The organism is Cellulomonas sp. ICMP 17802 (genome assembly GCF_041295535.1).
Lineage (GTDB): Bacteria > Actinomycetota > Actinomycetes > Actinomycetales > Cellulomonadaceae > Cellulomonas.
The window spans coordinates 487,756-510,604 of sequence record NZ_JBGFQZ010000001.1; the positions used below are offsets into that span (position 1 = coordinate 487,756).

Sequence of the window (22,849 nt, forward strand, 5' to 3'; positions counted from 1 at the left end):
TAGGGGCAGGTCACGGACGGTGCCCATGGGGCGGTGCCGGCATGACCCGTCAGCCCGCACCGATCAGCCCCCGCTGGTGCGCCACCGACACGGCCTCCGCGCGGCCCGACACCCCGAGCTTGGCCAGCAGGTTCGAGATGTGCACCGAGACGGTCTTGCCGGAGATGTAGAGCTTCTCGCCGATCTGCCGGTTGGACAACCCCTGGGCGACCAGCGCGAGCACCTCCGCCTCGCGGGCGGTCAGCACGTCCGCGCCCCCCGCCCGCACGCCCGGCAGGTCGAGCCGTCCGCGCCGCGCCAGCCCCCGGACCGCGGTGGCCAGCGGCACGGCGCCCATCGCGTCGGACTCGCTCAGCGCCAGGCCGGCCTCGTGCAGCGCGGCGTCCCGGTCGCCGCGCTCCAGCAGGGCCTCCGCCAGCCGGAACCGGCTGCGCGCCACCTCGTAGCGGTAGCCGTAGTCGAACTCCGCGACGGTCGCCCGCCAGAGGTCGACGTCGTTCACGCCGGTCAGCCGCGAGTGCTCCGCGTGGGCCCGCGCCAGCCAGGCCCGTCCCTCGGGGCCGAGCCGCCCGCCGCGGGGTCGGCCGCGCTCCGCGGTGGTCGAGGCGCGCTCGAGCAGGCGGTCGCCCAGCGCGAGGCGCTCCGAGACGTCCTTGCCCAGCAGCCGCTCCTGCCCGGCCGCGTCGGCCAGCGCGCCCAGGGCGAGCGCGACCAGCCAGATGCCGCCCAGGAAGTAGTCCGACCACGCTCGCCAGAGGTGCTCGAGCAGGCGCAGCGCCAGAGCGATCGCCTCGTCCAGCTCGCCGCGCCACGTGTGGGCGTCGATCGTGCAGCCTCCCGCGACCAGCGCGATGAGCCCGTCCCGAGCCCAGCTGGGCTCCAGGGCGTGGCCCCGCTCGGCGGCGTCCTCGTCCCCGCGGGCCACGGCCGCGTAGAGGCTCACGGCGAGCAGCGTGTGGGCCAGGTCGTCGGGGACCGCGCCGATCGTCCCCGCGGTCAGGTCGCCCGAGACGTACCGGATGAGCAGCGTGAACATGTGCAGCTCGACCCCGTAGACGCTCCACGACATGCCGAGCGAGCGCGCGCGCTCGACCCCGTCGGCCGTCACGCGTCGGGCGCCCTCGATGTCGCCGGCGTAGTACCGGTTGCTCGCCAGGTTGAACGTGGTGCGCAGCTCGGTGACGTAGTCGCACGCCTCGCGCGCCCGCGCGAGCGCCGTCTCCAGCAGCTCGGCCGCCCGGGTCTCGTCGTCGACCACGAGCACCGCGAGCGTGGTCAGGGCGTCGGACTCCGCGTCCGCCGCGGCCACCTGGCGGGCCAGCGCGACCGCCTCGGTCGCGGCCGCCTCCGCCTCGGCGTCGAGGTCGGCGTTGAGCGCGCTGCGCGCGTACGTAGCGAGCGCCCACGCCCGCGCCGGCGACGGGGTCTCGGGCAGGTCCGCCAGGGCGCGGGACGACTGCTCGAGCGCGTCGTGGATGCTCTCGACGCCCAGCAGGTACCGCGCGAGGCTGGTGCGCAGGTTCGCCTGCCGGGTCACGTCGGCCGCGGTCTCGTCCACCGCCGACCGTGCCAGCTGCACGGCCCGGTCCACCTGTCCCGCGCGGCTCGCGGCGGCGGCCGCCTCCACGAGGACGTGGATGTGGTCCAGGCCGGCGGCGACGTCGGGCGACGGCTCGTCGGCACCCGTCAGCACGGGCGCGGCGTCCTGCGCGGCGCGCGTGCCGGCCCGTCCCGGCCGCTCCCCGCGGCCCAGCGCGGCCGTGACCTCCGGGACCGCCTCCCACAGCCGCAGGACGACCTCGAGGTGCCGCAGCTCCTCCGCGGGTGCGAGCACCTCGCGCGCCTGCTCGGCCGCGTCGAGCGAGGCCAGCAGGGCGGTGGGCAGGTCCGGGGCGCGCAGCGCGTGCGAAGCCAGCTGCGACGACGGCCCGAGCGACGGGTCGTCGCGCAGCACCCGCAGGTAGGCGCGGTGCAGGGACGACTGCTCGCCGGGCAGCAGGTCGGTGTAGACCGCCTCGGCCAGCAGGGCGTGCCGGAACGCGATGAGGTCGTCCTCGCCGACCAGGACGTGGTGGGCGACGGCCTCCCGCAGCGCCGCGTCCACGGCGCCCGGCGCGGTCAGCTGCACGTCGCCGTCCGCCGAGACCGCCGCGCGCAGCAGGGGCTCGGACACCCGCCGGCCCGCCGCCGACGCGACGCGGGCGAGGCGCTGCACCGACGGGTCGAGCAGCTCGAGGCGCGAGCGCAGGACGTCCGCGAGCGACCACGGCAGCTCGTCCGCCTCGGCGCCGGCCTCGAGCAGCTCCTCCGCGAAGTACGCGTTGCCCTCCGAGCGGTCGATGACCCGGCGCAACGTGCTCTCCGTCAGCGGAGAGCCGCTCAGGGCCGTGGTGAAGTCCCGCAGCTCGTCGTCGGTGAAGGGCGCCAGGTCGAGCCGCTCGACCCGCGGGTGGCGTCCGAGCTCGGCGGCGACGGGCCGCCACGGGTGCCGGCGGTGCAGGTCGTCCGTGCGGTAGCTGGCGACGACGAGCAGGTGCTGGTCGCGCAGTCGCGAGACGAGGAACCGCAGCACGTCGCGGCTGGACGCGTCGGCCCAGTGCAGGTCCTCGAGGACCAGCAGCAGCGGGTGGCCCGGTCGGCCGACCGCGCTGAACGCCTCCACCAGCCCGTCGAACAGCTGGAGCCGGTTCGCCTGGTCGTCCGGGGCCGTGCCCGACCCGGACGGGCCCGGGAGCAGCCTGGCCAGCGTCGGGCGGTTGGCGACCACCGCGTCGACCGCCGCGGGGTCGAGCGTGTGGAGCTGGGACAGCGCCTCGGCGAACGGCAGGTACGGCAGGCCGATCTCGCCGAGGTCGACGCAGTGGGCCACGACGACGTGCGCGCCGGCGGCGTCCGCCAGCTCCGCGACGTGCCGCAGCAGCCTCGTCTTGCCGACGCCCGCGTCCGCCCCGAGCAGGACGGCCGAGGGCTCGCCGACGCCCGCGCGCTGCAGCGCCAGCATCAGCTGGTCGACCTGCTGCGCGCGGGCGACGAAGGGTGTGCTCATCGAGCCACGTGCCATGCTCCAGATCCTCGCAGCAGCCACCCACGCGCCGCACTGACGAGCGGGTGCGTGGGACGCACCGGCCGCAGCGAGCCGTCGGGACGTGCGGTTGCCGTGAGCCCCTCGGGCGCGGTCGCGACCGGGCGCACGGCGTGCTCGTCGTCGGCGGCCGGGACCGCGCGGAGCGCCGTGAACAGGCGCTCGTGGCGGTAGGCGAGCTCGGCGTCGAAGGCAGGCCCCCAGAAGTCAGCCATGGTGTCCTCCTCATTCACGCCGGACGATCTGCCCGGCTCTCGTTGACATGGATGACTCTCGTCGTGAGGGGGCGGCCCGCGGATCGGTCGGTCGACGGGTCCTGGGCGCCGGTCCGGGGTGCACGACGACTGAGGCGGGGGTGCTGGACCCTGAGGCGGGGGCCGACCCGTCTGAGGTACCTCAGATCGGCGCTCCGGGGCTCCCGGGCGGTGCTCCCGGACGGCAGGATGGCGGCATGGGACTCGTGCAGGTCGCTCAGCGCGCGGAGGATCTCGACCGCGCGGCCGCCTTCTACACCGACCTCCTCGGAGCGCCGCCGACGGCCCGGTTCGACCCGCCCGGACTCCTCTTCTTCGACCTCGACGGGGTCCGGCTGCTGCTCGACCGGGGTGCGCCGTCGGCCCTGCTCTACCTGCGGGTGGACGACGTGGCCGCGACCGTCGAGCGGCTGCGTGCAGGCGGCGTCGTCGTGGACTCCGAGCCGCACGTGATCTTCCGGCACGAGGACGACACCCTGGGGCCCGCGGGGACCGACGAGTGGCAGGCGTTCGTCCGCGACTCGGAGGGCAACCTGGTGGGCCTGGTGAGCCACCAGGCCTGACCCGGGAGCCTCGTCGGCGGGTCTGACGTGCAGCGTTCACCCGGACGCGCCAACCGTCCCCCCGGGCACGACCGGCCCAGGTCAGGCACTCTGGGCTGGTGGGTGATGTGCGGGACCTCAGCAGCGCTCCGAGCGTGCGTCGTCGTGACGCGCACGTCGTCGACGGCGAGCTCGTCGTCGAGGCGGAGCGATCGGCACCCCGCGCCGCGCGGCACTGGGTCATGCGGACCATCGCCGACGCCGGCGTCGGCGGGGCCTCCAACCAGGTGGTGGAGCTGCTGACCGGCGAGCTCGTGTCCAACGCGGTGGTGCACGGTCCCGACGCCGGTGCCGTGCGGATCCACGTGCGCATCGACGGCGTCACCGTCCGCGTCGGCGTCCGCGACACCGGCGGCGGCACGCCCGTCGTCGGGCACCCCGAGCCCACCGCGCCCAGCGGTCGCGGCCTGGCCCTGGTCGAGGCGCTCTCGTCCGACTGGGGCATCCAGAGCCACCCCGACGGCAAGACGGTCTGGTTCGAGGTCCTCACCGACGAGTGAGCCGGGCTCCGCCGACACGCCCGGGATGCCCGGAGGTGCCCGATCTCACTCCGGAGCGTCCCCGAGGACCGTCGCACCCTGCTCACGCCGGTGCCCTCGGTCGCTCCAGCCCCCCTGCCAGTGCGCTGGCCTGCGGTTCCACGATGCACGCAAGCGCCGCGCGGCGTAGTTTCGAGGGCGGACGACTGGGAGCGAGGGGCAACCACACCATGAGTGACGGCACCGACGGGCACAACACGTCGACGACGACCACCCGACTGCCCGACATCCGCGCCGAGGTGCGCGACGACGGCACCGGAGAGATCTCGGTCGACGGCGTCATCGAGCGCGTGCGGATGGCGAACCTGGCGGAGGCGGGCGCGGCGATCACCACCCGCATCGCCGCCCTGGCGGAGTCGGTCGGGCGGCCCGTCCCGGTGCAGGTGCGCGATCCCGACGGGGTGTGGTCGCTGCTCATCCACCCCGACGGCCTGGTCGACGAAGCGCCCGGCCCGCTGGACGACATCGCGCTCGAGGCCGCAGCCGGGGCGCCGGGCGCACCCCCGGCCTCGCCGAGCGAGGTCACCGAAGGCACCGCGGGCTCGTCGGCCGACGAGCCGTCGGGCGACGCCGCAGGTCAGAGCGGGTCCGCGGACAGCTCGAAGGACTCCGACCGCGACAAGCCGACAAGCTCCGGCTCAGCCTCGCCGACCGTCGGAAGCGCCCCTCGCGCCGGGACGGCCGACTCCGTGTCGACGCCGACGGGCGGACGACCGGTGCCCACGACGCCCGGCGCGGGCGTGCCCGTGAGCTCCCCGACCCCTGGCGCCGGCGCCGCGGCCGTGCCGCCGAGCGGGGGTGCGGCAGCGGCTGCCAGCGCGGCGGCGTCGCCGGCTACCCGGCCCGCCACCGAACCGACGACTCCGTCGCCGAGCCGCGGACCGGCCGCGAGCCGCGCCACGTCCGTGGGAGCCTCTGCTCCCGCCGACAGTCCCTCAGCCGCAGGCGGCCTCACCGGCTCCCGGCTGAGCGCTCCGCCGCCCGACCCGTCCCAGCCCCTGCCGACGCTCGACGACCTCCTCGCGGCGCGTCATCCCGCGGCCGGCGGCCCCGCCGAGCACGGGTGGCGGGCCGGTGTCCGCCGCGTGACCTTCGGTGGGATCGCCCCCGGGCCCGGTCGCGTCGAACGGCGCCGTCGCGTCGCCTCGGCGTCGGTGCGTCGCACGCTCGACGGCCCCAAGACCGTCGTGGTCATCAACCCCAAGGGCGGCGCGCACAAGACGACGGCGACCATGCTGCTCGCCGCGACGTTCGGCCTGCAGCGCGGCGGGTACACGCTGGCCTGGGACAACAACGAGACCCGCGGCACGCTCGGGTGGCGTTCGTCGCACGCCGACCACACCCGGACCGCCGTCGACCTGCTCAATGCCCTGCCCGCCCTCGGTTCCGGCGGGACCGTCCGGATCGGCGACCTCGACGGGTTCGTCCGCACCCAGCCGAGCGAGCAGTTCGACGTGCTGGCCTCCGACGAGAACTCCGCCTCGGCCTCGTCCGTCGACGCAGCCTCGTTCTCGTCGCTGCACCAGGTGCTGTCGCGGTTCTACCGGGTGCTCGTGATCGACACGGGCAACAACATGCGTGCCTCGAACTGGCAGGCGGCGGTCGGCGCCGCCGACCAGATCGTCGTCGTCTCGACCGTGCGGGAGGACACCGCGCAGTCGGCCGCCTGGGCGCTCGACGCCCTGCGGGCGACGGGTCACGACGAGGCCGTCCGGCGAGCCGTGACCGTGCTCTCGGCCCCGGAACCGAAGGTCGACAAGGACCTGCAGCGCCGGCTCAAGAGCCACTTCGGCGCCCTCACCCGCGCCGTCCTCGAGGTGCCCCACGACAAGGCGCTCGTCGCCGGTGGGCCGATCGACTACGAGGCGCTCAGCACCACGACCCGCGACGCCTGGCTCCGAGTCACCGCCGTGGTCGCGGACGGCCTCTGACGCCTTCCGGGACGCGGGGGTCCGTCGACGGTTCGCCGTTCATCGGCGGCAGGCGACCGCTGACAAGGGCCGACCGGCGACCGGCTGCTGCGAGGCGTGGCGACCTCCCGGGTCGCGACTGACTCTCCCGCGATCCGGCAGCTGCCGGCGTCGCGCGGCTAGAACGGCGGTGGTCCCGGATCCTTCGCGGTGGCCGGGAGGACGACCGCTCGCCGTCGTGGCTGGCGGTCGACTCGTTCCACCGAGCCGTCGGCGCCGGGCACGACGAGGTAGCGCAAGCCGGCGGGCGTGATCCACTCGAACCGACCCGGGCTGGGCTGGGACAGTCGATGGCCGCCATCTGTCTTGAGTCGGTGGTCGCGTGGGCACACCGGTCCGAGGTTCCCCGCGGAGGTGGTGCCTTCGCCCCCGCTTCCGTGGAACTCGATCGTGTGGTCGAGGTCGCACTGCTCGGCGGTCGCGGAGCAGTGCGGGCGGACGCATCGCTTGTCGCGGTGCCGGACGTGGTCGGCGAGGTCCGCGGGCGGTCGGTACCGGGTCCGGCCCACGTCGAGGACGGCGCCGCTGGTCGGGTCGGTCACCAGCCGCCGCCAGACACCGCCGAGCGCCAGCGCTCGGGCCTGTGTGGCCTGCAGCGGCCCGTAGCCGTCGAGCTCGGCCGGCTCCTCGTCGAGAGCGAGCAGCGTCGACAGGGCGACCGTCACGTTCACCTGGATCCTCGGTCGTCGTACCCGGACCCCGGTAGGTGCTGCGTCGGCGGTGTCGGCGTCGCTCTCGTCGTCATCGATGGCGGCAGAGCGGCTGTCCGGGTGCGGTGCGGCCTCGACACGGCAGCCGGTGCGGCCGGTCAGGATGTCCACGAGGGTGTCGGCGCGGAGCTGGTCGAGGGTGCGCGGGTCGGCGGCCGCGCGTGCGGTGCGGGCTGTGGCCTCGAGGACGGCATCGATCTCGACCGCCGACTCCGCGGGCAGCACCGCCCACAGCCCCGCCATGCCGTCGGGCAGTCGTCGGGGGCGGTCGACGCGACGGGCCGCGCGGGCGACGCGGTGGCGGACGTCCGCATCGGCGGGGGAGAGGGTGACCAGCGCCCGCTCGACGTCGGTGGCGAGCTGGCTCGGGGTGCGTACCTCAGCGCGCGGCAGCACCTCCGCCTGCACGGCGTCCGCGAGGTCGGGCGCGGCGTTCCAGAGCCGGTCGATGAGCACGAGGGCCTTGGGGGTATCGATCTCGCCGGCCGCCAGCGCGTCCGCCGTCGCGAGCATCGCGCCGGTCAGGGCCCGGCCGTTGCGCACGAGCTGGGCGCCCGCTCGTCGCGACCAGGCGAGCCGCATCGCGATCTCGTCGCCCGCCGTGCACGACAGGTCCGTCCTGGTGGCCTGGTACGGCCACGAGGGATTCATCGACGCCCGCCCGGCCAGCGATGCGGCGGCGCGCGCGCTTCCGAGGAACACCCACGACGCCAGCCGCTGCCACGCGGCGACGACCTCCGCCAGCTCCTCGTCCGAGAGCGTGTCCCGGTCGATCGACTCGAGGACGATCGCGAGCTCCGGCCCTGCTGGGGTGAGCGCCACGTCCGTAGGACCGAACGCCGGTCGCCTCAGGTGGTCGTCGGGGTGCTCGACGACGTCCGCCTCGTCGATCCACCGATCGCCGTCGAGGACCGCCAGGGACTTCGACAGTGCGAACCAGGGATCGTCGCCGAGGATCTCCGAGGTCGCCGGGTCAGTCACCGACGAGTGCTCGGCCGGGGCGGCGGCGCGGTCCGGGCAGATAGCGGCACCCGACGACCACGAGCCCGGGGGTGGTGGTGAAACGGACGAATCGAACATACGTACGAATCTACCGTCCGCCGCGGACGCGTCAGGTGGCGTACGGGAAAGGTTGTGGACAGCGACGACAACGTGGGGGCTGTGGGCGGCTCGGCGCCGGACGGTCGAGAACGCACGAGACCGAGAAGGGGCAAGAATCCCCAGCCGCACGAAACTCCGCACCCGGTGGTGCAAGAACCGGAGTCCACGCGACAGAGTGCAGGTGTAGGCCTTCGCCCGACCGACAACGACCACCTGGGAGCACCGTGCCGTCGCGGACACCGAGTACGCCGGACCTCGAGCCGGACGACCCGCCGCTCGACGACCGGCCGGAGGAGACCGTCGACGCGGATGGCGTCGCCGATGCGACGGCCGGTGCCACCCCGGCCGCCGCGGCGCCCACCGACACGACAGCCGAGGCAGTCCCGATCACGGTCGCGTCCCACGGGGCCGTCCCGGACGCCACCCACGACGCCGTCTGGTTCGAGGCCGTGGTCCGCGCGCACGCGTCGGCGGTGCACCGCTTCGTCGTCCGCCGGGCCGGGCGGGACGAGGCCGAGGACCTCACGGCGGACGTGCTCGCGGTGGCGTGGCGCCGGCGCGAGGACGTGCCGCACGGCGCCGAGCTGCCGTGGCTGTACCGGACGGCCGGCTTCGTCGTCGCGAACCACCGTCGCAAGGGTCGCCCGGTGCCGGTGGGCGACCTCCCTGACGAGATCGACGCCGACGATCCCGCGACGCGCGCGGTGCAGGACGAGCGGGTGCGGGAGGTGCTCGGCGGACTCGGCGCCCGGGACCGGCAGATCCTGCTGCTCAACGCGTGGGAGGGCCTGACGGGCGACGCGCTCGCGGAGGTGCTCGGGATCGGTCGCGGGGGAGCCGACGCCGCGCTGAGCCGCGCCCGTGCGCGCCTGCGCGACGCCTGGGCCGCAGCGGAAGCCTGAGCGGCAGCTCTGCAAGACGCGGTCGGGCCTGAGCGGCAGCGCCGCAAAGACGGGCCTGAGCGGCAGCGCCGCAAAGACGGGCCTGAGCGGCAGCGCCGCAAAGACACGGTCGGGGCCAGAGCGGCAGCGCCCGCAAGACGCGGCCGCGCCCGCAGGCAGCGGAAGCCCGCCGGCCGCCGCCTGCAAGCCCGGCCCGGGTCGGCACACAAGTGGGGTAGAGAGCACCGCACCCCCCGACCCAGGAGGCAGGACCGTGAACGACAGCACCGAGCACGAGCAGCCAGAAGGCACCGACGACGTCGCGTTCGCCCGGCTCCAGGCCGCGGACCCGGCGGCGGGCAGCGAGCCGGACCTGGCCCGCCTCACGGCGGCGATCACGGAGCGGACGGGCGTCGAGCTGGGCGGTCCGACCGACGAGCTCGCCGCCCGTCGCAACCGCCGCGCCCCGCGCTGGCTGCAGATCGCCGCGGCGGTCGCGGGCGTCGCGGTGATCGGCGGGGGCAGCTACGCGTACGGGCTCAACAACGCCCCGGAGACGGTCACGGCCTCCCCGGCGATGTCGCTCGCCAACAGCGGCGGCGGACGGGACGCCGCGGCGCCGGAGTCGGCGTCGATGGCGGCCGGCGGGGGTGTGGCCTCCGACCAGTCCAAGCTCATGTACCCCTGGTACGGCGGGCGCACGGTGTTCACGGCCAGCGGGCTGTCCACCGAGGGCGGGTCGGGCAAGGCCTACGGCTTCGACGCCGCGGGCACGTTCTCGCAGGAGACGCTCGTCGCCGCCGCCACCGCTCTCGGAGTGACCGGGCAGCCGCGGCAGGAGTACGGCTCGTGGTCGGTGGGCGCGACGGACGGCACCGGTCCGTCGGTGTCGCTGTCGCCGGACGGCCTGGCGAGCCTCTCGTACTACGACCCGACGCGGGACCCGTGGAACTGCTCGCGCTCGGCGGAGGACTCCATCCAGGCGCCCGGGACGGACTCGGCCGGCGGCGGCGTCGCGGTGCCCGAGCCGGCCGGCACGCCGGAGTGCACCACGGCCGGTGCGGCCCCGACGGGGGACGCGGCGGTCGCGCAGGCCGCCGACGTGCTGAAGTCCCTGGGCATCGACACCTCGGGCTACCAGCTCGCGGCGACGACCGACCCGGGCAGCCCGCAGGTCACCAACGTCACCGCCACCCAGGTGGTCGACGGCCAGCAGACCGGCGTCACCGCGAGCGTCACGATCGTCGCCGACGGGGTCCAGTCGCTGTACGCCCCGCTCGCGCCGATCGTCGACCTGGGCGCGTACGACGTCGTCAGCCCGACGGAGGCCGTGGCCCGGCTGGGCGACCCGCGGTTCGGCATCTCGGGCGGTGGCGGCGTGATGCCGCTCGCGTCCGAGGGCATGAAGGTGGCCGACGACTCCGCGGCGATCGCCCCGTCCGACGAGCCGACCGTCCCGGCGACGCCGACCGCGGGGAGCCCGCTGGCGTGGCCCGTGCAGCACGTCACGCTGGTCTCGTCCCGCCTCGGCGTCGCGCTCACCACGCTGCCGACGGGGGCCTCGGTGCTGGTGCCGACGTACGAGCTCGCCGACGCCGACGGCATGACGTGGAGCGTCATCGCGGTCGTCGACGACCAGCTGGACTTCTCCGCAGCGGGCTGACCCCGGAGGTCCCGCGGAGAGAGCACGAAGGCCGGCCGGCGTCGGAGGGACGCCGACCGGCCTTCGTCATGCCGCATCGCAGGACCGACCAGCGCGAGCCCGCGACCATGTGATCAGCGCCGTCATCGGCGCTCGTGGGCCCGTCAACGACGTGCTCGCGAGAACGCGAGCCCCGCGACCATGCGATCAGCCGCGCCATCGGCGCTGGTGGGGCCGCCGACGACATGCTCGCGGTCGGTGGTTCCTGCCAGACTCGCCCCCATGGCCGACCGCACCGAGAAGCTGCTCCTGCTGGACACCGCGTCGCTGTACTTCCGCGCGTACTTCGGGGTCCCCGACTCCGTGAAGGCGCCGGACGGGACGCCGGTCAACGCGGTGCGCGGGCTGCTCGACATGATCGCCACGCTGGTCACGACCCACCGGCCCACGCGGCTGGTCATGTGCTGGGACGACGACTGGCGGCCGCAGTTCCGGGTGGACGCCATCCCGTCGTACAAGGCCCACCGGGTCGCGGTCGAGGTGCCCGGCACCACGGGCATCGAGGAGGTGCCCGACACCCTGTCCCCGCAGGTGCCGGTCATCGTCGACGTGCTGAGGGCGCTCGGCATCGCGCGGGTGGGCGTCCCCGGGTACGAGGCGGACGACGTCATCGGCACCTTCGTCGCGCGCGAGGTGGCTCGCGACGAGCGCGCCGCGGTGGACGTCATCACCGGCGACCGGGACCTGTTCCAGCTGGTCGACGACAGCGTCCCCGTGCGGGTGCTGTACACGATCCGCGGCATCCGCGACCTGATGGCCGTCGACCAGGCGCTGCTGCAGGAGAAGTACGGGGTGCCGTCGGGCCAGGCGTACGCCGACATGGCCGTGCTGCGCGGGGACCCGAGCGACGGGCTGCCCGGCGTGCCGGGGATCGGGGAGAAGACGGCCGCGCAGCTCATCCACCGCTACGGCTCGCTTCCCGGCATCCTCGCCGCGCGGGACGCGGGCGACCCCGGGCTGTCGGCGACGCAGAGGCGCCGCCTGGTCGAGGCGGCGGCCTACCTCGAGGTCGCCCCGGCGGTGGTCCGGGTCGCTCCCGACGCGCCCGTGGGGGACGTCGACGACCGGCTGCCGCACGTCGTCGCGGACGCCGAGGCGCTGGTCGCGCTGGCGGAGCGGTGGGGCCTCTCGTCGAGCGTCAAGCGGGTGGTGGACGCGCTCGCGCTGGGCTGAGACCGGCCTGTGTCACGGGATGTGACGCAGCCCGGAGCGGGTGAAGCCAGGAAATCGGACGTATCAGACATGGACGGACGTCCTCCTGCTGGGACGTGCGTTACCGACCGGTAGCCACGTCCCACCGGAGATCACCGGCACCCGCACCCCGACCAGGGGTCTCGATCGGAAAGGCACGTCCATGTCCTCCGTCCCCACCCTGACGTCCACGGCGAAGAAGCACCCCGCGGCCCGGACGTCGGCCCCCGTCCCGAGCAACACGCTCGCCCGGCCCGCAGCCGCCGCCACGTCGGTCATCGACCGCTCGGTCGCCGGCCTCGCCACCGTGCTGACCCGGCACTCCATCACGGCGCTGCGGATCAGCCTCGGGCTCGTGTTCCTCGGCTTCGGGGTGCTGAAGTTCTTCCCCGGCATGAGCCCGGCGGCCGAGCTGGCCGAGCGCACCATCGGCGCGCTCACCCTGGGCCACGTGGGCCCGACCGCGGCGCTGCTGCTCACCGCGACCATGGAGACCGTCATCGGGCTCACGCTGGTCACGGGCCTGTTCCTGCGGACCGGCCTGGTGCTCCTGGCCGGGGCGCTGGTCGGCATCATGTCGCCGATCGTGCTGTTCTACGGCGAGCTGTTCCCCGCCGGCGGACCGACCCTGACGGGTCAGTACGTGGTGAAGGACATCGTGCTCGCGTGCGCGGGTGCCGTCATCGGCGCCGCGGCGCTGGGTGCGCGCCTGCGCCTGCCGCAGGAGTGAGCGGTCAGTCGTTCACGAACACGTCGGGGCCCGCCTCGCGCCAGCCGTCCGCGGCGGCCGGGGCGGGCCCCGACGACGCCACGACGAACAGCGTGTCGTCGACGGCGATCCGGGCGGTCGACGACGGCGCCGTGCAGCTCACCTGGGGCAGCTCGCCCGACTGGATCGTCACCACGCAGAGCTTGCCGGAGACCCCGACGGCCGCGTAGTGGCGACCGGTCGACGTCTCGGTGAGGAACCGGGTGGTGTGCGGGTCGACGCCCAGTCCGGCGAGGTCGTCGGCAGGCACGCGGTCCACGGACGTCTGCTCCGCCGCGAACGCCGGCAGCAGGCTCGATGCCCCGATCGCGGGGTCCGCGACCATCGGGCCGCCCCGGGCCCAGACGAACCCCACGGCCACCAGCACGGCGGCCGCCACGAGGACGAGCCCCGTGAGCGCCCCCGAGCGGCGCCGGGCGGCACCCACGCCACGGAAGTCGTGGAACGCGTCGGTGAAGAGGTCCGTGTCGTCGAACGTCGTCATACCGTGCACATCGGCCGGATCGGTGGGTCACGTGAGCACCTGTGCACCGAATGACCCCGTTCGGGTGCAGGAGCGGCCCCGGCACAGGGCAGAATCACCCCCCGTGATCACGGTCAGCACGGACGGCTCCTGCCTGCGCAACCCCGGCGGGGCCATCGGGTGGGCATGGGCCAACCACGACGGCACCAGCGCCAGCGGCGGCCACGCCTCCGGCACCAACCAGGTGGCCGAGCTCATGGCCGTGCTCGAGGCCATCCGCTCGCACCCCGGCGACGAGCCGCTCACCATCCAGGCCGACTCGCAGTACGCGATCAAGTGCTCGTCGGAGTGGGTGCACGCCTGGAAGCGCAAGGGCTGGCGCACCGCCGCGGGCGGACCCGTGCAGAACCTGGCGCTCATCCAGTCCATCGACAAGGCGATCGCCGAGCGCGCCGGCGCCGTGACGTTCGTGTGGGTGCGCGGGCACCGCGGCGACGAGTTCAACGAGCGCGCCGACGAGCTGGCCGGGATCGCGGCCCGCGGCGTGCGCGACGGGGAACCCGCGGACGTGGCACCGGTGGCCGTCGGACCCGTCCCGGTGGTCGTGCCCGACGTGCTCTTCTAGCCTCGCCCCGCCGCTCAGTGCGCCTGGCGCTCGCCGGCCAGGATCGCGAGCGCGCCGCCGGAGGCCTCGTGCACGTAGTCGGCCACCCAGCCGACCGGGGCCTCGCCCCAGCTCGCGGCGACCGCGGCCAGCGGGAAGACCACGATGTCGTGCTCGGGGTGCGTGAGCACCAGCTCGGGCGCGCCGTCGTCGTGGGCGGAGCCCCACACGAGGCCCGGCACGCGCTGCGCGACCAGGTCACCCACCGAGACGCCGAAGGCGTGCACCAGGGACTCGGGGTCGGTCCGGTCGTCGGACTGCAGCCAGATGGCCTGGACGCGGTCGAACAGGTCGCCCAGCGTCTGCGTGTCGACGGTGCCCGAGCAGAGCCCGGTGATGATCTCGCGGTGCTGCGCGGCCCACACGATCTCGGCGGCGTTCAGCGGTTCGACCCGCACGGAGCGGCGTTCGTCGCCCGGCGTGTGCGGGTGCGGCACGTCCGATCCGTCGGTCGGCCGCGCGGCGCGTCGGAACAGTCCCATGTCCGTGTTATCGACCTCACAGCCCAGATGCTTGACCCGCAGAGCGGTGGAAAAGACGCGGGCCGCGCCGACCCGGAGGTCGACACGGCCCGCGTCAGGCGGGCGGACGGCGCGTCAGCGCTTGACCGCCACCGCGTGCGCCGTCGCCGTCGGCAGGTAGCCCGCGTCGCCCTGGTAGGTCGCGGCGACCACCGTCGAGCGGGTGAGCGCCGGCAGCGTCACCGTGGCGACCCCGCCGGCGAGCGGCACGGTGGCCACCCGCTGCAGACCGACGAGGACGACCACCGACCCGGTGGGTGCCGGGGCGCCGGAGGGCCCGGCCACCGTGATGGTCACCACGGGCTTGGCACCCCGGGCGACCGTCCACGACGTCGTCGAGAGGGTGGCCTTGGCGGTCGCCCTGGTCACCGTGAGCCGGCGCTCCGCCTGTGACCCGGACACGTCGGCGTTGCCGGAGTAGACCGCGGTCAGCCGGTGGTTGCCGGCCGGCAGCGAGGCCGGCAGCGCGACGTCGGCGACGCCGCGCAGCCCGGTCACCGTCAGCGTCCCGGTGGCGACGGTCGTCGCACCGTCCTTGATCTCGACGGTCCCGGCCGGGGGCGCGGTGGCCCCCGTGACCACGATCTTCGCCGTCGTGGGCGACCCGTAGCGGACGGTCGACCGCGAGAGCGTGAACGAGGTGGCCGACGCCGACTTCGCCGTCTGCACGACCACGGGGTCCGACGTGGACGGCGCGAACTGGGCGCCGTCCGGTGCGAACGCCGCGGTCAGCGAGTGCGACCCCGCGCCGAGCGCGACCTTCGCGGAGGCCTTGCCGCCGGTCACGGGCGCCGAGCCGATCGCCGTCGTCCCGTCGAGGAACGTGACGGTGCCGGTGGCCTGGGCGGGCGTGACGGTGGCCTTGAGGGTGACCTCCTGGCCGGCCTTCTTCCCGCCGCTGACCGCGAGCGTCGTGGTCGTCGGCGTCGCCACCGGGACCGTCGCGTCCACCAGCTGCACCCGCGACACGGGGTCGGCGTTCTGGTGCTGGAACACCAGCACCTGGCCGCTGGCCGCGCCGGTGCCCTTGTGCACCGGGATGGTCGCGCCGTCGGCACCGAGCGACGAGAGCGACCCCGCGATGTCGGTGTCGAACCACAGCGGCGGGTCGTACGGGTTCACCGCGAACGACTCGGCCGTGTCGACCACGCCGGACGGGTCCTGCGCGTAGCCCGACCGCGTCGACACGGTGATCCTCGGCGTCGCGCCGGCGGGGATCCCCGCGTTGTCCAGCTCGATCGGCGCCACGAGCACGTTGTTGTCGAACACGCCGGACTCGACGCTGCCGTCGAAGCCGTTGACCAGCTGGACGTCGACGAACTCGCCGCTGGCCAGGTCGAGCGTGGCCGCCACCGTGACGTCGAGGGACGGGTCGTACTTCTGGACCGTGGTCTCGAGGTCGTCGGTGCCGTCACCGTCGATGTCGATGTCGATCACGGGCGTGACGTACCCCGCCAGGCTCGCCCAGTCGCCGTCCGTCGCGATCCCGATGCCGAGGAGCCCGGTGCTCGGGTCCCCGCCGGCCGCCGCGATCGCCGGGGCGGTGGAGGCCCAGCCGACGTACCGGATGTCACCGGCGGCGATCGCCGACGCCGACGTGCGGAACCCGGGGGTGTCCTCGAGCTTGGGGCTCGTGGCGCCGAGGTTCAACGGCGTGGTCAGCGAGTACCAGCCGCCCGACGCCACGCCGCGACCGGTGAGGGCCAGGTCGGCCGTCGTGGCGGCGGGGTCGGCGAACGCCAGCGGCTGCGCGTGCAGGTCGCTGACCAGACGGGGAGCCGCCTGCAGGGGCACCCGCAGCTGCGACGCGCCGGACGTGAGGACCAGCCGGCCCGACACCTCGGCCACGTACTCGCGCGGGATGCCGGACTGGACCTGCTCCGAGGTCGGGTCGATCTGGCGCTCGAGCGTGGCCGGGTCGGCCGTCAGCGTGAGCGTCACGACGGCGGACCGTCCGGGCGCGAGCGTGAGTGCCGCCGGTGAGGCCGTGATGGTGGCCCCGCCCGCGGTCGACGCGCTCGACACCGAGGTGGTGTACCGCTTGCTCGTCGAGCCGTAGTTCTTCACGGTGACGGTCTTCTTCTGGACGACGGTCGAGGCACCCACGGGCACGACGCCCCAGGTGACCGACGTCTGCTCCGGGTTCTGCGTGTTGTAGGCGATGACGTCCGTGGACACGGCGTCGAACGCGTCGACGCGGCCCGACCCGACGCGCTCGGGGCCGTACGCCGTCCCGGTCCCCTTCGGGCCGGTCCACACGTCGTGCGTGGCGGTGTTGACCACGGCGGACTTGACCTGCGCGGCCTCCCACGCGGGGTGGGCGGCCCGGACGAGGGCGGCGATGCCCGCCACGTGGGGGCTCGCCATCGACGTGCCGCTCAGGCTCTGCGACTGGTTGCCCGAGCCGGAGGCCGCCGAGAGGATCTGCGTGCCGGGCGCGGCCACGTCGGGCTTGGACCACCCGAGCGAGCCGTGCACGCCGCGCGACGAGCTGGAGTTGAGCATGTCGCTGGAGATGTCCTCCACGACCGCCCCGGCGAGCGACGGGCCGATGTGGACCGTGAGCGTGCCGGCCTGGATCTCGGGCAGCAGGGCGTCGGTGGTCGTGGCCGTCATCTGCAGGCCGGGGATGGTCGCGGTGCCCGAGATGCCGGCGGAGAACACCGCGTTCTCGGTGGGCAGCAGCACGCCGACGGCACCCGCCTTGGCGGCGTTCGTGAAGCGCGTGACGGACCCGCACACGCGGGTGGCGTCGTCGTCGTCCCACCACAGGTACGCGATCTTGCCGGCCACGGCCGCCGTCTGGGCGGGCGTGAAGGCGGTGCAGCCGTCGAAGTTGTTGCCGGGGTCGCCCACGGGGGCCGTGACGTCGGGGCTGGTGGCCGGGTAGGCCACCGAGTTCTGGCCCGAGTGCAGGCCGACCAGCGACGCGTTCGCGGCCGCGGTGACCTCGACGCCGTCGTAGGTCTGCGGTGCGCCGACGGAGTTGGCGACGGTCAGCGCGCTGGCGGAGTTGCCCGGGCTGCCGCCGACGTCCGTGATGTCGCCGGCGTTGCCGGACGCGATCACCATGACCGTTCCGAGCGCCGTGAGCTTGTCGATCAGCATGCTGTCGGGGTCGTCGGCCGGGGCGGCGTCGCCGCCGAGCGACAGGTTGACCACGTCGAGGCGGTCGCTCAGGTCGCCGTCCCCGTTCGGGTCGGCGGAGCGGTCGAGGGCCAGCGACGTCAGGTCGGTCGAGCCGCCGATGTCGCCGAACACCTTGAGCGAGTAGAGCTCGGCGCCGGGAGCGGTGCCGGGCCCGACCTGCCAGTCGGAGACGTCGGTCAGGCCGCTGTAGTCGCCCGCGAACGTGGTGCCGTCGGCCTGCACGCCGTAGCCCGCGGCCGTGCCGGCGACGTGCGTGCCGTGCCCCACGTTGTCGGACAGGTACGTCGAGTCGATCGGGTTCGCGTCGGGCGTCGGCACGGGGGTCGAGCCCGGGAGCTCGGAGTTCGGGTCCGCGTCGTACAGCGGGCCGGCGAAGTCGTAGCCGCCGATGAACTTCGCGGGGTTGTACAGGCCGGCCGGGATGGGGCCGGAGCCGTCCGTGCCGTAGGCCGCCTGGTACGCGGCGACGGTGCCGGGCCCGCCGAAGTCGGCGTGGGTGTAGTCGAGGCCGGTGTCGATCACGCCGATGCGGACGCCCGCGCCCGTCTGGCCGGTGTCCTGCCAGACCTTCAGCGCGCGCGTGAACTCGACGCTGTGCGCGTTGTCCGCGGTCTTCGGCGTCACGCGGTAGACCGCGACGACGTCGGGGGACTCGGCCAGCGCACGGACCTGCGCCGCGTCGCCCGAGACGAGCGTGCCGGCCACCAGGTTGGTGAGCGTGGCGATCTTCTTCGGCGCCGCCGAGCGCGCCGACCGCGCGGTCATCTGCTGCGGGACGACCTCGTCCGCCAGGGCCTTCGTGTCCGCCGCGGCCTTCTTGACCTCGGCCGGGCTGCCGCCGTCGGCCGTGACGTCGGTGCCGGACCTGGCGTCGAGCTGGACGAACGCGGTCACCGTGCCCGTGGCGTCGGCCAGGCCCTTCGCCACCTTGTCGTCCACCGTGCCCGTCAGGGCTCGCGCGTCGCCCGCCTCCGGTCGGTCCGGCGGCGTGGGCGCGGCCGAGGCCCCTCCTGCGCCGAGTAACGCTGTGCTGGCGGCCACCGACAAGGCGGTGAACGCGGCGAGGACGGGTCGACGTGGCATGTGCGCATCCCTGCTCGTGGAGGATCGACAGGCGCGCGCGGCCCAAGTGACGCTAGTCACAAGGCCGCGCACGCCGTGTGCACGTTACTGGCAGGTACGGCATTCGTCACCTTGTGGCGAAATGATCGTTTCCGACTCGTGACCTTGGTTGTCCCGGGGAACTCACCGCAGCGGGACGAAGGTGTAGGAGCCGTGCGTGCTGACCTCCGTGACGCCGGCCCGCCGGACCACGAGGTGCATCGTCGACCGGACCGGGATCACCAGGCGCGCGTCCTCACCCAGCTGGTCCACCAGCGTGGCCGGGAGCTCGCGGGGCGACGCGGAGACCAGGATCCGGTCCCAGCCCCCCGCGACCGGCCGGCCCAGCAGCCCGGGCGTCGCCCGCTCGATCCGCGCCCACGGCATGCCGCACGCGTCCAGGTTGGCGGCGCCCCACTCGGCGAGCTCGGGGTCGAGCTCCAGCCCCAGCACCTCGCCGCGCGGGCCCACCAGCCGGGCGAGCAGTGCGGTGGTCCACCCCGAGCCGGACCCGACGTCGAGCACCCGGGCGCCGACCGGCACCTGCAGGAGCACGAGCATCGCCGCCACCGTGCTCGGCTGGGAGCTCGTCTGCCCGTGCCACAGGGGCAGGGGGTGGTCCTCGGCGGCACGGGCGCGCTGCTCGGGCGGCAGGAACCGCTCGCGGGCGAGCTCGCGCATCGCGTCGGCCACCTCGGCGGCGCGCCCCGGGTCTGCACCCTTGCGCATGGAGTCGAGCCTACGATCGGCGCACTGACCGCTGGGAGGTGCGCATGGCCGACTACGACGTCGTGGTCGTCGGCTCCGGGTTCGGCGGGTCGGTGGCGGCCCTGCGGCTCGTCGAGAAGGGGTACCGCGTGCTCGTCCTCGAGGCGGGCCGGCGGTTCACCGACGAGACGCTGCCGCGCACGTCGTGGGACGTGAGCCGGTTCCTCTGGGCGCCGCGCCTCGGCTGGCTCGGCATCCAGCGCATCCACGTGCTGCCGGACGTCGTGGTGCTGGCCGGCGCGGGGGTGGGCGGCGGCTCGCTGGTCTACGCCAACACGCTCTACCGACCGTCGTCCGACGCGTTCTGGGACGACCCGCAGTGGGCGGGCATCACCGACTGGCGGGCCGAGCTCGCGCCGTTCTACGACCAGGCGAGCCGGATGCTGGGCGTGGTCGACAACCCCACGTGCACGCCGGCCGACGACGTGGTGCGCCGGGCGGCGGACGACCTCGGGGTGGGCGCGTCGTTCCGGCTCGCGCCCGTGGGCGTGGTGTTCGGGACGCCGGGCGCCCGCGTGCCCGACCCGTTCTTCGGCGGCGCCGGGCCGGAGCGTCGGGGCTGCCTCGAGTGCGGCGAGTGCATGACCGGCTGCCGGCACGGCGCCAAGAACACCCTGCCGACGAACTACCTCTACCTGGCCGAGCGGGCCGGCGCGCGCGTCGTCGCGGAGACCACCGTGACCTCGCTGCGGCCCCGCGGGCAGCACTGGGAGGTCAGGACCACGCGGACCGGCCGGCGCGGCGGCGACCGCACGGTGACGGCGGACCAGGTGGTGGTCGCCGCGGGCACGTGGGGCACGCAGGAGCTGCTGCACCGGCTGAAGGCGGACGGCACGCTGCCCGGCCTCTCGGACCGGCTCGGGGCGCTCACCCGGACCAACAGCGAGTCCCTCGGGGGCGCCGCCACGCGCTGGCGGGGGTGGCGACGCCGGCCGGACATGAGCCGGGGCGTCGCCATCACGTCGTCGGTGTACCTGGACGACCGGACCCACCTCGAGCCCGTGCGGTACGGGCGCGGGTCCAACCTCATGGGCCTGCTGAGCACCGTGCTGACCGACGGCGGAGGCCGGGTGCCGCGTCCGCTGCGGTGGGCCGGCAACGTGCTGCGGCACCCGGGCCAGGTCGCGTCGCTGCTGCTGGGCCTGGGCAGCTGGTCGCAGCGCACCGTCATCGGGCTCGTCATGCAGACCGGCGGCGCGTCGATCACCGTGCGACCCCGTCGCACCTGGCGCGGCACCACGCGGCTGACGTCGACGCCCGGCGAGGGCGAGCCCAACCCCACCTGGATCCCGGCGGCCAACGCGGCCTACCGACGGATGGCCGCGCACCTGGGCGGCTTCGCCGCGAGCAGCCTGGGCGAGGTGGCCGACGTGCCGATGACCGCGCACTTCATCGGCGGGTGCACCATCGGCTCCTCGGCGGCGACCGGCGTGGTCGACCCCTACCACCGCGTGTTCGGGTACCCCGGGCTGCACGTGGTGGACGGCTCGACCATCTCGGCGAACCTCGGCGTCAACCCCTCGCTCACCATCACGGCGCAGGCCGAGCGGGCGTGCGCGCTCTGGCCCAACGCCGGAGAGCCCGACCCGCGTCCGGCCCTGGGTGCGCCGTACGTGCGGCTCGCGCCCGTGCCGCCCGTGCGGCCGGTCGTGCCGGCGTCGGCACCGGGGGCGCTGCGCCTGACGGTGCTCTAGCCGGCGGTGCTCGAGCTGGTCGGCCGGGCCGCGACCACCGGGATCATGCCGGTGCGCGGCACGTCGGCCGCCGCGGGCGCGGGCACGAACTTCGGCTTGCGCCCCGGGCGGCCGCGCTCGCGCCGCATCTCGATGCCCTCGAGGGTCGTCGCGCGCCACACCGCGCCGCCGTTGAGCCGTCCGTCGGGCTGCGGCAACCACGGCACCTTGCGGGAGAGCCAGACGCGGATGGTGGCGTGCTCGACCCCCAGCCGCTCGGCCAGCCGGGCGATGTCGTACAGGTCGTCGAGGCCCTGCACGGGGGTGGCGTCGGCGGGCGGCGAGGGGGGTGATTCGGGGAGCACGGCGGAATCGTAGCGTCCCGAGCCTATGAATTGTGTGACGGAGCCGTGACGAGATCCACACGAGATCTCCCCCGCCCCAAGGCCTCAAGTGTCCGGGACGACCGTCCGAAGAACTTAACGTGTTACGCGTGAGTAACAAGATTCCGTTCCGAGGTCGGCCCGCGAGTGGCCGGCACGCTGCGGCGCGCCCTGCGCCGGCACGTGCCGCCCACCACCCGGCCCGCCTCGCACAAGGTGCCGTCGTGGCGGCGCTCGCCGTGAGCATGTGCGCGATCGTCGCCGCGACCGCGAATGCCGAGGACGGTGGGAGCGCGTTCATCGCGTCCCCGACGGCCACCGCGGGCGCGCAGGTGAAGCAGGCCCGGGTCGGCGCGGTCCATGTCGCCTCCGACGCGATCGAGGTCGCGAAGACCGTGCAGACCGAGGCCGCGCAGGCGCAGGTCGACGCCGCGCAGCTGGCGGAGCTCCAGGCCGCGACCGCCCACCTGGACGAGCTGGTCGCCGCCGCGACCGCGGACGACCCGACGATCGACCGCGGCGCCGCCACCTCGCGCACCGCCGACCGGGCCGAGACGCCCGCCGCGACCGAGACCCCGGCGGCCGACCAGCCGACCGCCGCGGCGTCGCCCGAGGCCAGCCCCGACCCGGCGAGCGTGTTCGAGACCACCGCCGCCCCGGCGCAGGTGCCGACGATCCCGCCGACCACCGGCAAGGAGGACGCGACGACGGCCGAGCTGCGCGAGGCGGTCGCCACCGTCGCCACGCTGGCCACCACGGTCCGGCAGAGCGCCGAGGCCAAGAAGGCCGCCGACGCCGCCGCGGCGAAGGCCGCCGCCGACGCCCAGGCCGCCGCGGACGCCGCCGCCGCCGCGCAGGCCCAGGCCGAGGCCGACAAGGTCGCCCAGCGGGCCGCCTGGAAGAAGTCGCTGCAGGGGTACGCCAACGGCAAGATCCCCGAGTCCGCGCTCTGCGGTGTCAGCTTCGACGCGTCCGTGCGGCTGCGCTGCGACGCCGCCGAGCAGCTCGAGGTGCTCAACACCGCCTTCAAGGCGAAGTTCGGCAGCAACCTCGTGGTCAACGACTCCTACCGGTCCTACGCCGGCCAGATCCTGTGCAAGCAGACCAAGGGCTACCTGTGCGCGACGCCCGGCACCTCCAACCACGGCAGCGGCATCGCCGTGGACCTGGGCGGCGGCATCGACTCGTTCGGCACCGCTCAGCACCGGTGGATGGACGCCAACGCCTCGGCCCTCCAGTGGGTGCACCCCTCCTGGGCCGAGCGCGGGGGCAGCAAGCCGGAGGCGTGGCACTGGGAGTACTCGGGCTGACCCGCGCGGCCACTT

The 22,849-nt window shown here is 74.7% G+C and carries 18 protein-coding genes; 10 read left to right on the forward strand and 8 right to left on the reverse strand.

The features are described from left to right. Positions 1–49 precede the first annotated feature (49 nt). Both AB5970_RS02420 and AB5970_RS02425 read right to left on the reverse strand, forming a co-directional pair. A complete protein-coding gene (locus AB5970_RS02420; RefSeq protein WP_370502298.1) occupies positions 50–3,046 on the reverse strand; it encodes a helix-turn-helix transcriptional regulator in 2,997 nt (998 codons plus the stop codon). Next, complete coding sequence (locus tag AB5970_RS02425; RefSeq protein ID WP_370502299.1) at positions 3,043–3,297, reverse strand: hypothetical protein; 255 nt, start codon at positions 3,295–3,297, stop codon at positions 3,043–3,045. The genes AB5970_RS02420 and AB5970_RS02425 overlap by 4 nt, the downstream gene beginning before the upstream one ends. A gap of 236 nt (positions 3,298–3,533) precedes the next feature. Between AB5970_RS02425 and AB5970_RS02430 the strand changes: the two genes are divergently transcribed. From AB5970_RS02430 to AB5970_RS02440, 3 genes are all read left to right on the forward strand, one after another. After that, on the forward strand, positions 3,534–3,899 hold the full coding sequence (locus AB5970_RS02430) for a VOC family protein (RefSeq protein WP_370502300.1): 366 nt from the start codon (positions 3,534–3,536) through the stop codon (positions 3,897–3,899). Positions 3,900–3,997: 98 nt separating this feature from the next. Further along, positions 3,998–4,438 (forward strand): ATP-binding protein, encoded by a 441-nt coding sequence (locus AB5970_RS02435; RefSeq protein ID WP_370502301.1) that lies wholly within the window; start codon positions 3,998–4,000, stop codon positions 4,436–4,438. Between the two features lie 209 nt (positions 4,439–4,647). Continuing rightward, positions 4,648–6,408: a chromosome partitioning protein gene (locus AB5970_RS02440; RefSeq protein ID WP_370502302.1), complete on the forward strand. Its 1,761-nt coding sequence runs from the start codon at positions 4,648–4,650 to the stop codon at positions 6,406–6,408. 158 nt (positions 6,409–6,566) lie between these two features. Here the strand turns inward: AB5970_RS02440 and AB5970_RS02445 are convergent, their stop codons facing one another. After that, on the reverse strand, positions 6,567–8,138 hold the full coding sequence (locus AB5970_RS02445; RefSeq protein ID WP_370502303.1) for an HNH endonuclease signature motif containing protein: 1,572 nt from the start codon (positions 8,136–8,138) through the stop codon (positions 6,567–6,569). Positions 8,139–8,482: 344 nt separating this feature from the next. Between AB5970_RS02445 and AB5970_RS02450 the strand changes: the two genes are divergently transcribed. From AB5970_RS02450 to AB5970_RS02465, 4 genes are all read left to right on the forward strand, one after another. Beyond that, the gene (locus AB5970_RS02450) at positions 8,483–9,160 is read left to right on the forward strand and encodes an RNA polymerase sigma factor (protein ID WP_370502304.1); all 678 of its coding nucleotides are present in this window, start codon (positions 8,483–8,485) and stop codon (positions 9,158–9,160) included. 253 nt (positions 9,161–9,413) lie between these two features. Then, the gene (locus tag AB5970_RS02455; protein ID WP_370502305.1) at positions 9,414–10,802 is read left to right on the forward strand and encodes a hypothetical protein; all 1,389 of its coding nucleotides are present in this window, start codon (positions 9,414–9,416) and stop codon (positions 10,800–10,802) included. 261 nt (positions 10,803–11,063) lie between these two features. Beyond that, the gene (locus AB5970_RS02460; protein WP_370502306.1) at positions 11,064–12,014 is read left to right on the forward strand and encodes a 5'-3' exonuclease; all 951 of its coding nucleotides are present in this window, start codon (positions 11,064–11,066) and stop codon (positions 12,012–12,014) included. A 181-nt stretch (positions 12,015–12,195) separates the two neighbouring features. Beyond that, complete coding sequence (locus tag AB5970_RS02465) at positions 12,196–12,762, forward strand: DoxX family membrane protein (protein ID WP_370502307.1); 567 nt, start codon at positions 12,196–12,198, stop codon at positions 12,760–12,762. Between the two features lie 4 nt (positions 12,763–12,766). On the opposite strand, the gene AB5970_RS02470 is transcribed toward AB5970_RS02465, so the two are convergent. Further along, positions 12,767–13,285 (reverse strand): hypothetical protein, encoded by a 519-nt coding sequence (locus tag AB5970_RS02470; protein ID WP_370502308.1) that lies wholly within the window; start codon positions 13,283–13,285, stop codon positions 12,767–12,769. Positions 13,286–13,388: 103 nt separating this feature from the next. Here AB5970_RS02470 and AB5970_RS02475 point away from each other — a divergent pair, with 103 nt between their 5' ends. Then, complete coding sequence (locus AB5970_RS02475; RefSeq protein WP_370502309.1) at positions 13,389–13,889, forward strand: ribonuclease H family protein; 501 nt, start codon at positions 13,389–13,391, stop codon at positions 13,887–13,889. A 14-nt stretch (positions 13,890–13,903) separates the two neighbouring features. Here AB5970_RS02475 and AB5970_RS02480 read toward each other — a convergent pair whose 3' ends face one another. From AB5970_RS02480 to AB5970_RS02490, 3 genes are all read right to left on the reverse strand, one after another. After that, complete coding sequence (locus AB5970_RS02480) at positions 13,904–14,410, reverse strand: DUF3806 domain-containing protein (protein ID WP_370502310.1); 507 nt, start codon at positions 14,408–14,410, stop codon at positions 13,904–13,906. Between the two features lie 114 nt (positions 14,411–14,524). Further along, positions 14,525–18,682, reverse strand: a complete 4,158-nt coding sequence (locus tag AB5970_RS02485) for a S8 family serine peptidase (protein ID WP_370502311.1) — start codon at positions 18,680–18,682, stop codon at positions 14,525–14,527. Positions 18,683–18,844: 162 nt separating this feature from the next. Next, on the reverse strand, positions 18,845–19,429 hold the full coding sequence (locus AB5970_RS02490; protein WP_370502312.1) for a protein-L-isoaspartate O-methyltransferase family protein: 585 nt from the start codon (positions 19,427–19,429) through the stop codon (positions 18,845–18,847). Between the two features lie 44 nt (positions 19,430–19,473). Here AB5970_RS02490 and AB5970_RS02495 point away from each other — a divergent pair, with 44 nt between their 5' ends. Next, positions 19,474–21,162 (forward strand): FAD-dependent oxidoreductase, encoded by a 1,689-nt coding sequence (locus tag AB5970_RS02495; protein ID WP_370502313.1) that lies wholly within the window; start codon positions 19,474–19,476, stop codon positions 21,160–21,162. Here the strand turns inward: AB5970_RS02495 and AB5970_RS02500 are convergent. Further along, complete coding sequence (locus AB5970_RS02500; protein WP_370502314.1) at positions 21,159–21,506, reverse strand: hypothetical protein; 348 nt, start codon at positions 21,504–21,506, stop codon at positions 21,159–21,161. The genes AB5970_RS02495 and AB5970_RS02500 overlap by 4 nt on opposite strands. 242 nt (positions 21,507–21,748) lie before the next feature. On the opposite strand from AB5970_RS02500, the gene AB5970_RS02505 reads away from it, so the two are divergent. Then, entirely contained in the window at positions 21,749–22,834 is a 1,086-nt protein-coding gene (locus AB5970_RS02505; RefSeq protein ID WP_370502315.1) for a M15 family metallopeptidase, read from the forward strand. Positions 22,835–22,849: the final 15 nt, after the last annotated feature.

What these genes read in the sequence shown, in the direction of transcription:
- AB5970_RS02420 (WP_370502298.1), bottom strand. Translation starts at nt 3,046, where the DNA reads ATGAGCACACCCTTCGTCGCCCGCGCGCAGCAGGTCGACCAGCTGATG.
- AB5970_RS02425 (WP_370502299.1), bottom strand. Translation starts at nt 3,297, where the DNA reads ATGGCTGACTTCTGGGGGCCTGCCTTCGACGCCGAGCTCGCCTACCGC.
- AB5970_RS02430 (WP_370502300.1), top strand. Translation starts at nt 3,534, where the DNA reads ATGGGACTCGTGCAGGTCGCTCAGCGCGCGGAGGATCTCGACCGCGCG.
- AB5970_RS02440 (WP_370502302.1), top strand. Translation starts at nt 4,648, where the DNA reads ATGAGTGACGGCACCGACGGGCACAACACGTCGACGACGACCACCCGA.
- AB5970_RS02460 (WP_370502306.1), top strand. Translation starts at nt 11,064, where the DNA reads ATGGCCGACCGCACCGAGAAGCTGCTCCTGCTGGACACCGCGTCGCTG.
- AB5970_RS02465 (WP_370502307.1), top strand. Translation starts at nt 12,196, where the DNA reads ATGTCCTCCGTCCCCACCCTGACGTCCACGGCGAAGAAGCACCCCGCG.
- AB5970_RS02470 (WP_370502308.1), bottom strand. Translation starts at nt 13,285, where the DNA reads ATGACGACGTTCGACGACACGGACCTCTTCACCGACGCGTTCCACGAC.
- AB5970_RS02480 (WP_370502310.1), bottom strand. Translation starts at nt 14,410, where the DNA reads ATGGGACTGTTCCGACGCGCCGCGCGGCCGACCGACGGATCGGACGTG.
- AB5970_RS02485 (WP_370502311.1), bottom strand. Translation starts at nt 18,682, where the DNA reads ATGCCACGTCGACCCGTCCTCGCCGCGTTCACCGCCTTGTCGGTGGCC.
- AB5970_RS02490 (WP_370502312.1), bottom strand. Translation starts at nt 19,429, where the DNA reads ATGCGCAAGGGTGCAGACCCGGGGCGCGCCGCCGAGGTGGCCGACGCG.
- AB5970_RS02495 (WP_370502313.1), top strand. Translation starts at nt 19,474, where the DNA reads ATGGCCGACTACGACGTCGTGGTCGTCGGCTCCGGGTTCGGCGGGTCG.